Source organism: Mycobacterium sp., assembly GCF_032161845.1.
Classification (GTDB): Bacteria; Actinomycetota; Actinomycetes; order Mycobacteriales; family Mycobacteriaceae; genus Mycobacterium.
In genome coordinates this window covers 1-3,017 of record NZ_JAVRQA010000342.1, presented here as the reverse complement: position 1 = coordinate 3,017, position 3,017 = coordinate 1, and the positions used below count along the sequence as shown (strand labels likewise).

At 67.5% G+C, this 3,017-nt stretch carries 3 protein-coding genes; 2 read left to right on the top strand and 1 reads right to left on the bottom strand.

From position 1 onward, the window contains the following. Positions 1–71: 71 nt before the first annotated feature. Positions 72–1,601 (top strand): type VII secretion integral membrane protein EccD, encoded by a 1,530-nt coding sequence (gene eccD / locus QOD90_RS18450; protein WP_526352275.1) that lies wholly within the window; start codon positions 72–74, stop codon positions 1,599–1,601. A 12-nt stretch (positions 1,602–1,613) separates the two neighbouring features. Continuing rightward, the gene (locus tag QOD90_RS18445) at positions 1,614–2,366 is read left to right on the top strand and encodes a hypothetical protein (protein WP_526352274.1); all 753 of its coding nucleotides are present in this window, start codon (positions 1,614–1,616) and stop codon (positions 2,364–2,366) included. Positions 2,367–2,441: 75 nt separating this feature from the next. Here the strand turns inward: QOD90_RS18445 and QOD90_RS18440 are convergent, their stop codons facing one another. Then, on the bottom strand, positions 2,442–2,801 hold the full coding sequence (locus QOD90_RS18440) for a hypothetical protein (RefSeq protein WP_526352273.1): 360 nt from the start codon (positions 2,799–2,801) through the stop codon (positions 2,442–2,444). Positions 2,802–3,017: the final 216 nt, after the last annotated feature.

Sequence of the window (3,017 nt, the reverse complement as noted above, 5' to 3'; positions counted from 1 at the left end):
AAGGACTTCCGCAGACGCGTGACCGAACTAGCCGCGGCACTGTCCGACGACTTCGACAGGCTCGAGCGTCGTTGACCGCCACGGCCGCCGCACCTAGCTCGTCGGGCGTGTCACCCGGCAGGCCCTCGACGACCCGCGTCACGATCCTCACCGGTCGGCGCATGACGGATCTCGTGCTGCCGGCGGCCGCGCCCGTCGAGACGTACATCGACGAGACCGTCACGGTGCTCGGCGAGCTGCTGGAGGACACGCCAGCAGACGTGTTGGCGGGCTTCGACTTCAAGGCACAGGGTGAGTGGGCGTTCGCGCGCCCGGGTGCCCCTCCACTGAAGGCGGCCGAATCGCTCGATGACGCCGGCGTCGTGGATGGCGCCTTGCTGACCCTGGTGTCGGTGAGTCGCACCGAGCGGTACCGACCACTGGTCGAGGACGTCATCGACGCCATTGCGGTGCTCGACGAGTCGCCAGAGTTCGACCGCGCCGCTCTGAATCGCTTTGTCGGCCTGGCGATTCCGATCGTTGCGGCCGTGGTGTCCGTGCTGATTCTGCTCAGCTGGTTGCAGACCGGACACAGCTGGTGGTGGGCGGCGGCACTCGGTCTGCTCGGCGTCGGATTGCTCGTCGGCAGCGTGTTGGCACGCAATCGCTACCACAACCTGGACGCCTCCGAGAGCCTGCTGATCGCGGCCCTCGCACCGCTGGCGGGCGCTGCCGCGTTGGCCATTCCGTTGCCCACGGGGATCGACGGGTTGGGCGCACCAAACGTCGCAGGCGCGGCCGCCGTGGTGCTGTTGGTGGTTCTCGCGACGCGAGGTGGCCCGCGCAAACGGGCAGAGGTCGCGTCGTTCATGGCGGTCGGGGCCGTCGCGGTCACTGCGGCCGCCGTGGCCTACGGCTACGGATGGCAGGAGTGGGTGCCCGCGGGCGCCATCGCCTTCGGCATGATCGTCGTGACCAACGCGGCGAAGCTGACGGTGGCGGTCGCACGCATCGCGCTGCCACCGATTCCGGCTCCCGGCGAGACGGTCGCCAACGAGGAACTGCTGGACCCCGTCTCGACGAACGAGCCGTCCGATGAGGAATCGCCGACGTGGCAGGCGATCATCGCCTCGGTGCCCGAATCGGCGGCACGGCTGACCGAACGCAGCCATCTCGCCACGCAACTGCTGGTGGGCTTCCTATCCGCCGGCGCCTCCGTGTTGGCCGTCGGCGCCGTCGCCGTCGTGGTGCAGGGGCACTTCTTCATCCACAGCTTGATCGTGGCGGCGCTCGTCACGACGGTCTGTGCCTTCCGATCCCGGCTGTATGCCGAAAGATGGTGTGCCTGGGCGCTTCTCGCTGCTACCGTAGTGATCCCCACGGGAGTGACGATCCGGCTGGCGCTCTGGTATCCGCACAGCGCATGGCTGGTGCTGAGCATCTACGTCGCCGGCGTCGTCATCGCCCTGATTCTCGTCGGCGCGACCGAGGGGGTGCGCCGGGTGTCACCGGTGACCAAGCGCATTCTGGAGCTGTTGGACGGCGCGGCCATCGCGGCGGTCATCCCCCTGCTGCTGTGGATCGCGGGCGTGTACGACGTCCTGCGGAACATTCGGTTTTGATCGGAGGCGTGAATGGGAACCGGACCCGGTAGTCAGCCACCTCTGAAGGTTGATCCAGAACTGTTGAAGAGGTACGGCGGCCAGCTGCTGGCGGCGGCTGGCGATCTTCCTGCGGCGCCGCCGCCCTTCAACGTGACCGGCGAGGATGCGATCAGCCAGGCGATCGCGGGCAAGCTGCCAGCGTTGGAGGGTGCGATCCAGGACGCCCTACCGCAACTCAAGGACGCGGCCTCGAACACCGCGTCCAACGTGGTCGATGCTGCCGGGCGCTACTCGGACACTGATGCCCAACTCGCCGCGAATTACGAGAAGCATCAATTCGATTCGGCAGGTGCGCCCGGAGGTGGCGGTGGCGGCACGGCCGGTGCCGGCGGCGGGTCCGATCCGATGAGCCAGATGGGCCAGATGATGAGCATGCCCATGCAGATGGCGAGCCAGGCCGCGCAGATGCCCATGCAGGCGATGAGCGCGGTTGCGCAAGTACCGCAGAGCATCATGCAGGGCGTGCAACAGATCGGCCAGATGACGGGGGGACTCGGCGGCTCGGGTGGCGCGGCTGATGTGCCCGCGGACAAGCAGGCCTCGGACGGCTCGGGACAGCCGGACGATCGCCAGGACGAGGACAGGGATAAGGACAAGCGGGATGCGCCGCAGGGCGCGACCGCGGGGGATGCTCATGCGGAACGGGCACCCGAGCCGACGCCTGCTGCACCGCAGCAGAGTTCACCGCGGCATGCGGCACCCGATCCGCGAGTCAATTTGTAGTCAATCTAAGCGGCGGCCACTCCGGCTACGACCTGCTGTGCGGTCAGCCGTACGCGGGGCGGCGAGCCAGGGCTGTCAGGACTTGTCTTCGGCTCGGCCCGTTCCCGGCGTGTGGGTCGGACCCACACCTTCGTCGTCGTCTTTATGCCCCGATCCCTGGTCGGTCGCCGTTTTCCCGGATACGCCCGTATTGGCGCTAACGTCGTCCTCACCGCGGCCAGGGGTGCCCTTGTCTTCGGAGCTTCGCTGGCGTCCCTCGTAGGGGGGCACCGCGGATCCGGTGTCCTGCGGAGGAACGGTGTCCGGTTTGCGGTCGATATCCGTTGCCGAATCGTCGGTCAGCGGCGGGTTGGCGTCGGGGTCGACCGTGCCTGCGGGTCGCTCCGTGTCCCTGACCTGGTCCGCGCCGGTGCCGGGTGATGGTGTGGTGCTCATGATGCCTCCTTGGAATCCGCCGCGACTTGCGGCGTCACCCTCTAGTGGGTACCCGCGGAGGCCGTCGAAACACCTGGCCCGGAAACATGTCGTCGACTCCGCCCGTGGTGCCCCGTCTTTCTCATGGAGATGTGACCGTTTGTCGCTAGACGCGATTGGTGCTTGCTGACATGGTGACGTTGATAGGGGACTGCCGCAGGAGGGATCTGAATCGAT